General features: G+C 60.8%; 6 protein-coding genes and 2 pseudogenes. 5 read left to right on the forward strand and 3 right to left on the reverse strand.

Translation table 11 applies throughout. The features are described from left to right. The 3 genes and pseudogenes from ACRXB1_RS23790 to ACRXB1_RS23800 all read right to left on the reverse strand — a co-directional run. A pseudogene (locus tag ACRXB1_RS23790) lies at positions 1-199 on the reverse strand (class I SAM-dependent methyltransferase); the annotation flags it as partial. A 69-nt stretch (positions 200-268) separates the two neighbouring features. Further along, positions 269-967: a FadR/GntR family transcriptional regulator gene (locus ACRXB1_RS23795; protein WP_449493419.1), complete on the reverse strand. Its 699-nt coding sequence runs from the start codon at positions 965-967 to the stop codon at positions 269-271. 45 nt (positions 968-1012) lie between these two features. Further along, positions 1013-2341: an MFS transporter gene (locus tag ACRXB1_RS23800; RefSeq protein WP_449493420.1), complete on the reverse strand. Its 1329-nt coding sequence runs from the start codon at positions 2339-2341 to the stop codon at positions 1013-1015. Between the two features lie 270 nt (positions 2342-2611). On the opposite strand from ACRXB1_RS23800, the gene ACRXB1_RS23805 reads away from it, so the two are divergent. The 5 genes and pseudogenes from ACRXB1_RS23805 to ACRXB1_RS23825 form a co-directional block, all read left to right on the forward strand. Continuing rightward, positions 2612-3949 (forward strand): MFS transporter, encoded by a 1338-nt coding sequence (locus ACRXB1_RS23805; RefSeq protein WP_449493421.1) that lies wholly within the window; start codon positions 2612-2614, stop codon positions 3947-3949. 29 nt (positions 3950-3978) lie between these two features. Continuing rightward, positions 3979-5328 carry a glucarate dehydratase gene (gene gudD, locus ACRXB1_RS23810; RefSeq protein WP_449493422.1) on the forward strand — a complete coding sequence of 450 codons (1350 nt, stop codon included), beginning with the start codon at positions 3979-3981 and terminating at the stop codon, positions 5326-5328. A gap of 543 nt (positions 5329-5871) precedes the next feature. Next, positions 5872-6891: a LacI family DNA-binding transcriptional regulator gene (locus tag ACRXB1_RS23815; RefSeq protein ID WP_449493423.1), complete on the forward strand. Its 1020-nt coding sequence runs from the start codon at positions 5872-5874 to the stop codon at positions 6889-6891. A gap of 1 nt (position 6892) precedes the next feature. Next, positions 6893-8251, forward strand: a pseudogene (locus tag ACRXB1_RS23820) (sugar ABC transporter ATP-binding protein); the annotation flags it as partial. A gap of 40 nt (positions 8252-8291) precedes the next feature. Then, the coding region (locus ACRXB1_RS23825) for an OmpW family outer membrane protein (RefSeq protein WP_449493424.1) at positions 8292-8379 on the forward strand (88 nt) is incomplete at its 3' end.

Below are 8379 nucleotides of genomic sequence, written 5' to 3' on the forward strand. Positions count from 1 at the left end.
TCAGCGCGAGCCGCGCGGCCAGATGCGCGCCCGATGGCCACAGCATGCCAAAAAGCGGCCACATCGCGGACGAGATGCCGACGCGTTCGGCGTCGCCCAAAGGGTCGGAGAATTGCTGCAGGTCGAGCAGCGAACGGATGATGAGGTCGTCGACGCCCGTGACGGTGATGTTTTGCTGCTTGGTCAGATAACCGGGCATTGAACGGGACGGGAGGGAGCGGGGACGTAGTATGCGCCCGTTTCCCGTTTGCACCGCGGATTTGGTTTTTCAGATCTGCGCGTGCGCCCGCCGCAGTCTTTCGCGGCTGTTGCTCAAGTGCATCCGCATTGCGGCGCGGGCATCGTCGGCATCCTGGCGCACGATCGCCCGGTAAATCTGCTGATGCTCCGCCAGGACACTGCGAAGATGAACCACACGGTCAAGCTCCGCAATTTCCGTCGATCCCAGCCGCGTGCGCGGACTTACTGCACGGCCTAGCTGGCTTAGGACATCGAAGAAATAACGATTCCCGCTCGCACGTGCAATCTGGATGTGGAACTCCACGTCGTGTGCCACCACGTCCGTGCTGCCGCGTTCGAGTTCGGCCTCGAAGCGCGTGAGCGCTGCATCGATCAGTTTCAGATGCTGTTGCGTGCGCCTGCCCGCGGCAAGACCCGCCGCTGCGGCTTCCATATCGATGCGGAACTCGATGATGGCCATGACATCCAGCATGTCCGACAGGTCGGATGCCGGCAAACGCAACGTCTCCGCCTGGTTTGTATCGAGAATGAACGTGCCGATCCCGTGACGCGTCTCCACTATCTTCGCAGCCTGAAGGCGCGACATCGCTTCCCGCACGACTGAACGGCTGACCGACAATTGCTTCATCAGCGCGACTTCAGTCGGAACCTTGTCGCCTGGGCGCAGCGTGCCGCGCTGGATATCGCCGGACACGGTTGCAATGACTTTGTCGGTGAGGATGCTCATGTATGCGGCTCCAGCTTTGCGATGAACGGAGTCATTCGACCAGACTTACTTGTTGACCAGACGAGCTGGCGTGACCAGCGACAGCAAGCCACCCAGCAGCATGAAACCTGCCAGCAAGAACATGCCGGCCGACGTGCTGTGCGTGCGCACGGTGAGATAACCGAACAACGAAGGCGAGAACAGGCCGGCAAGGTTGCCGAGCGAACTGATCATGGCGATGCCGGCGGCCGCGGCGCTACCGCTCAGCAAGGCAGTGGGTTGGGCCCAGAGCAGCGGTGCGACTGCAAACACGCACATGGAGGCTGCGGTCATGGTGACGATCGTCATCGTGAGGTCGTTGCTCCAGACCGTGCTCAACGCAAGAAGCGCGGCCCCGGCAAACGCGGGGAGCGCCAGATGCCAGCGCCGTTCACGCCGTTTATCGGAGCTCATCGACAACGCGATCATTGCAACTGCGGCGAAGGCGTAAGGGATGGCGGTCAGGAGACCCACGCTTAGCGAGCTCCCATGGCCTGCACGCTGCACGATGGTCGGCAACCAGAAGCTGATGCCCATGTTTCCCGTAGCAAACGCGAAGAGCATCAGGCTCATCAGCCATATGCGCGGATTGGTGAACACGCTGCTGGTGTTCGCGCTTGGTTTCTCGGCATTTTCAGTTGCGATATTCCGCGCGATCACGCGCTTTTGATCGTCGGTCAGCCACCTGGCGTCGTTCACGCGATCAGGAAGCACGAACCATATGACCATGCCGATCGCAACAGCCGGCAGCGCCTCGATGAAGAAGAGCCATTGCCAGCCGTGCAGCCCGGACATGCCGGCAAAGCGCTGCATGATCCAGCCTGAAAGCGGGCCGCCGACCAGTCCGGAAATGGGCAGGGCGGCCATGAACAGGGCTACGATGCGCCCGCGCCGGTGAGCCGGATACCAGTAGGTGAGGTACAGGATGATGCCTGGAAACAGGCCGCATTCGGCCATGCCGAGCAGCAATCGCAGCGCATAGAACGACGCGGGCGTGCGCACGAACAGCATGCACATGGAAACGAGTCCCCACGATACCGCGATCCGAGCGATCCACCGGCGCGCGCCCACGCGATGCATGATCAGGTTGCTCGGTACTTCGAAGATCGCGTACGCAAGGTAGAAGATGCCTGCGCCGAATCCGTACACCGCGTCGCTGAAACCGAGATCGGAGGCCATCTGGAGCTTGGCTAGACCGACATTGATGCGGTCCAGGTAGGCGATGCAGAACGCTGTCAGCAGTACGGGCAGTAGTCTGCGTGTGATTAACGAGTAGATCTCGTTTTCACCGGCCAGGCTTGAATCTGCGGTTCCGGGATTGCGTTGCGCGGCGCTTGCTGCCGTTTGGGTTTCCATGTCGTCTCCAGCTAAAGACATCTACGTTAATTGTCATCAGACGTCCTAGTTCGTCTGCGGCGAACTTTGCGTTTGAGCGAGTATATTGCTTATGGCCATGTTGCTGTTAGTTAGCCGGATAGGGTAAACACGACATTGGACGAATTTTCACCGAAGAGTAGACTGTCGTCAGACAACATTTAGACGACTTGTTGGTTTTGAACCGGCTGTCGAGCGCGCGGCGTTCCGAGTAAGACCCGAGCCGTCGATACGGCACATTTGGAGACAATCTTGACGCCCGCTTTACACACGCCCACAAACCATGTGCTCGAATCGGCTGTATCGAAGGTAAAGCGCCATGTCTTGCCGCTTGTCCTGATCATGTTCATTGCGAACTACATCGACCGGGTGAACATCGGCTTCGTCAATTCGCACATGCAGGCGGATCTCGGCATCGGGGCTGCGGCTTATGGCCTGGGAAGCGGGCTGTTTTTCATCGGCTATGCGCTCTTCGAGGTGCCCTCCAATGTCCTGATGCAGCGATACGGCGCACGCGTCTGGCTGACGCGGATCATGGGGACGTGGGGCATCGTCGCGGCAGCGATGGCGTTTGTCTGGAACGACACGTCGTTCTACGTGCTGCGCTTCTTGCTCGGTATCGCTGAAGCGGGGTTCTTTCCGGGCGTCGTGTTCTACTTCACGCAATGGCTTCCGCAGAAAGAGCGCGGCAAGGCCGTTGCCGTGTTCCTCGGCGGTTCGGCGCTGGCATCGGTCCTGTCGGGTCCGATCACCGGTTCGCTTCTCTCCATTCGCGGCTTCGGGCTTCACGGCTGGCAGTGGATGTTTCTGATCGAAGGCGGATTCTCGATTGTGTTGTGCGGCGTGAGCTGGATGCTGCTCAAGTCGCATATCAGCGACGCGAAATGGCTCAGTCCTGCTGAGCAAACCGCGCTTTCAAGTTCGATCGCGAACGAACAGGCCGAGCGCGAAGCGGTGGGCGGCGGCCACCATCTGCCCACGCTCAAGCTTCTCAAGGACCCGCAGATCCTGCTTTTCTGCCTGCTTTACTTTGCAATCCAACTGACCATTTATGCGGCAACGTTCTGGTTGCCGACCATCATTCGAAAGATGGGTGGACTGAGCGATTTCCAGGTCGGCATGTTCAACGCGGTGCCGTGGCTGATCGCGATGGCCGCAATATATTGCTTCGCGCTTCTCTCCGCCAGATGGCGCTTCCAGCAAGCATGGCTTGCCGCCGCGCTGGTCATAGCCGCGTGCGGACTGTTTGCATCGACGTCGGGGAATCCGGTTTTGTCGTTTGTCGCGATCTGTTTTTCAGCGATCGGTTTCAAGGCCGCTGCTTCATTGTTCTGGCCGATTCCGCAGGGTTACCTCGATGCCCGCGTGGCCGCCGGCGTGATTGCGCTGATCAACTCGGTAGGCAATCTCGGCGGTTTTTTTGCGCCGGCTACCTTCGGTTATTTGCAGCAACATACCGGCTCGATCACGGGCGGACTCTACGGCCTCGGCTTCGCTTCACTGATTGCTGCCGCCGCTTGCTTCCTGACACGTAACCGCCGGATCAATCGCGAAAAAATGGGCGGCCACGTACCGAGCAAAGCGCTTTGATCCCTTCACCTTTTCGGGTCTTAAATACCATGTCGATGACTTCAGTCAAACCCAACGCCACCCCGACCGTCACCGAATTGCGCGTCGTTCCCGTCGCCGGCCGCGACAGCATGCTGATGAACCTGAGCGGCGCGCACGGTCCGTTCTTCACGCGCAACATCGTGATCCTCACCGATAGCGCCGGCAACACCGGCGTAGGCGAAGTGCCGGGCGGCGAGTCGATCCGCAAGACCATCGACGACGCACGCCCCTTGGTTGTCGGTCAATCCATCGGCAATTTGCAGGCGATCCTCAACAAGGCGCGCACGCAGTTCGCCGACCGCGATGCAGGCGGCCGTGGTCTGCAAACCTTCGACCTGCGCACGACGATCCACGCCGTCACGGCACTCGAGGCCGCGCTGCTCGACTTGCTCGGTCAGCACCTCGGTGTACCGGTCGCGGCGCTTTTGGGCGAAGGCCAGCAACGCGACGAAGTCGAGATGCTTGGTTATCTGTTCTACATCGGCGACCGCAACAAGACGGATCTGCCGTACGCGAGCGGCGCCGATGGCAACGACGACTGGGACCGCTTGCGCACTGAAGAAGCGATGACCCCCGAAGCCGTTGTCCGGCTCGCCGAAGCGGCGCAGGCGCGTTATGGTTTCAACGATTTCAAGCTGAAGGGCGGCGTCCTTTCCGGCGATGCCGAGATCGAAGCCGTCACTGCATTGGCTGAACGCTTTCCGAAGGCACGCGTCACGCTCGACCCGAACGGCGCGTGGTCCCTGGCCGAGGCGATCCGTCTGTGCCGCGACCAGCACCATGTCCTGGCATACGCAGAAGACCCATGTGGCGCGGAAAACGGCTATTCGGGACGAGAAGTCATGGCCGAATTCCGCCGTGCGACGGGTTTGCCGACTGCCACCAACATGATTGCGACTGACTGGCGCCAGATGGGCCATGCGATCCAGTTGCAGTCCGTCGATATCCCGCTTGCCGACCCGCATTTCTGGACGATGCAGGGTTCGGTTCGCGTTGCGCAGATGTGCAACGAGTGGGGACTTACATGGGGATCGCATTCGAACAACCACTTCGACATTTCGCTTGCGATGTTCACGCAAGTAGCGGCGGCGGCGCCGGGAAAAATCACGGCGATCGATACCCATTGGATCTGGCAGGACGGCCAGCGCCTGACGCGCAAACCGCTGCAAATCGTTGGGGGGAAGGTGAGGGTACCGGAGCAACCGGGCTTGGGCGTTGAACTCGACATGGATGAGCTTGCGAAGGCGAACGCGCTTTACGAGCAGCATGGGCTTGGGGCGAGAGATGACGGGGTAGCGATGCAGTTCCTGATTCCGAACTGGAAGTTCGACAACAAGAAACCGAGCCTGGTGCGATAGGGAGTTTCACTCCGCGTTGCGCCCTCAACGCGGGGTGGGCCATAAATTTCCTTGGACAGGCACCTGTAAACCAGTGCCGCCAACCTTCGTTTGGGCGCCAGTGCGCGTAGCGCGGAAGCCTGGTTAACGGATTCCCACACTGGTGGCGAAGCGTGTGGGTTGCTGTTGACGGAGGGGGAGGGTTTCAAGTGTTCTTGATTGCGGCGTCGAGCGTTCTTCTGAAGAACCAAACAGTTAAACGTGCACGCTCGGGACACTTAAGAATTAGCGGTTGGGAGGCGTTTTCTTTGCTTCGTTTCTTTTTCGCCGTTGGAAAAAGAAATGAAGTCCCGCCACGGACAGTGGCTAATAGTGCTAAAGAAATCAGCCAAAATAAACCGCGCGATAGCGTAAAAAGCAGCAACCCAGCACCAAGTCCACCCCTCAAAAAACCCAAGTGCCAACGCCCCACCCTTGGCGTTTGTCCCTATCGCTAACCCCCCAACCCCGCCCAATAATGTAATCCATTACATCCCCCCATCGTGCGAACGAAAACCCTCGCCCATGCCCGAATCGTTTCGCATCGCCGATGAAATCTCGATCTCCGATGTCGCGCGGAAGGCGGGCGTATCCGTTGCAACGGTCTCCCGCGTGCTCAACGGCCACACCAACGTGCGCGAGCCGACCCGCGAAAGGGTCCTGGCGGCGATCGCATCGAGTGGCTACCGTGTCAACGAACTTGCCCGCAACCTGCGCACTGCGGAGAGCCGCCTGCTGCTCACCATGGTCCCGGACTTCGGCAACCCGTTCTACTCGGCGATCGTGCAAGGCATAGACAGCATCGCGCGCCAGAACGGCTACTTCATGTTGCTGTGCGACACGGGTGCGGACCCTGGCCGCGAGCGCAGCTACTTCGACTTGCTGCGCGGCCGCCGCGCCGACGGCGCCATTTGCCTGGACTCGGCCGCCGTGCAAAAAGCCCTCGCCGAAGAAGCATCGGCGCTCCCCTGGGTCGCATGCTGCGAGTTCGACCCGGCGGCGGGCGTGCCCTACGTAGGCATCGATAATCACAAGGCAGCCGGCGATGCCGTGCGCCATCTCCTCAGCCGCGGTCACAAGAAGATTGCGCTGATCAATTCGGGCCACGGTTATCTATACGGGCGGCAGCGCGCGGAAGGCTACAGGGATGCATTGAGCGCGGCGGGTATCGATGCCGATCCGGCATGGCACATCGACCTTGATACGCTCGATTACGCCGCGGGCGAAGCCGCCGCACACACGCTCGCACGCCTTCGACGCAACCGTCCGACGGCCGTGTTCGCCGTGTCGGATACCCTGGCAATCGGTGTGATCAACGGCTTGCGCAGCGCTGGCCTGCACGTCCCCGACGACATGGCGGTGATGGGCTTCGATGACATCGCCGTCGCCGCGCAAATCGATCCGCCGCTCACCACGGTCGCGCAGCCCATGCGAGAGCTCGGCGAGACAGCGGCGAACCTGCTGCTCAAGCGCCTGCGCGATCCGCATGCAGACGTGCCCGGCGTGCTGCTGCCGCACAAGCTGATGATTCGAAGGAGCGCGTGACATGAGCCTGGCTGTCGGCTTCGATAACATCGCCAAGCAGTTCGGACCCGTGCGCGTGCTGCACGGCGTCACGTTCGATCTCGCGCCCGGCCGCGTCTATGGTCTACTCGGCGAAAACGGTGCGGGCAAGTCGACCCTCATGAAAATTCTCGCTGGCTACGAACGTCCGACCACGGGCACGCTGTCGATCAACGGTGTCGTCCAGTCGTTCGGCAGTTCCCGCGACGCCGAAGCCGCAGGTATCGTGCTGATCCATCAGGAGCTCAATCTTGCGGATCATCTGAGCATTGTGCAGAACATGTTTCTCGGCCATGAGAAGCGGCGCGGCTTTTTCCTCGATGAACCCACCATGCGTGAGGCCGCCCGTGCGCGTCTCGCCGATGTCGGCCTGCACCAGCATCCGGACACGCGCGTGCGCGATCTGATCGTCGCTGAAAAGCAGCTCGTCGAAATCGCGAAAGCCATGCTGCGCGATGCACGTCTCCTGATCATGGACGAGCCGACCGCGACGCTCACGCCCTCGGAAACGCAGCGCCTCTTCGCATTGATGGCGCGGCTTAAAGAGGACGGCGTGACGATCGTCTATATCTCGCACAAGCTCGACGAAGTGGAGCGCGTGACAGATGAAGTGATCGTGATGCGCGACGGCCGCTTCGTCACGCGCAGCCCGACGGCCGAAACATCGCGCCAGCAGATGGCGAACCAGATGGTCGGGCGCGAGGTATCGGACATGTTCCCCGACAAACCGCCGCTTGCAACGGATGCGCCCATTGCGTTCAAGGTCGATAACGCCTTCGTTCCCGGCTGGGCGGAGAACGTCAGCTTCTCGGTGCGCGCGGGCGAGGTGTTCGGCTTTGCGGGACTCGTGGGCGCGGGGCGTACGGAACTGTTCGAAGGACTCATCGGTTTGCGGGGTTTGACCGCGGGACGCATGGAACTGGAAGGCGTCCAGATCAATCCGCGCAACCCGCGCGCAGCCATGAAAAACGGCATCACGTACTTGAGCGAAGACCGCAAGGGCCGCGGCCTGCACGTCGACATGGCGCTCAAGGACAACCTCACCATGATGACGCTCGAACGCTACGCGCATCCGCTGCTCGATGGCCGCGCCGAACGCGATGCGCTCAAAAAAGCCGTACAGGACTTCGGTATCCGCACGGGCAATCTTGCGAGCCGCGCGCGCATGTTGTCAGGCGGCAATCAGCAAAAACTTGCGCTGGCGAAATTCCTGCATCCCGATCCGCGCGTAGTCGTGCTCGATGAACCCACGCGCGGTGTCGATGTCGGCGCAAAACGCGATATCTATTTCCTTATCCACGCGCTCGCCGCCGAAGGGCGCGCGGTGATCGTCATTTCATCCTCAGGTGACATCGAATGCGGGCGCACTTGGCGGCGTGAACGTGCTTCCACCCACGCTGCTGCTGCAGTACTACTTCAATGCAGCGGGCAAGATTCGGCCTTATGTGGGCGCCGGCCTGAACTACACGC

This window comes from Caballeronia sp. M23-90, assembly GCF_053574605.1.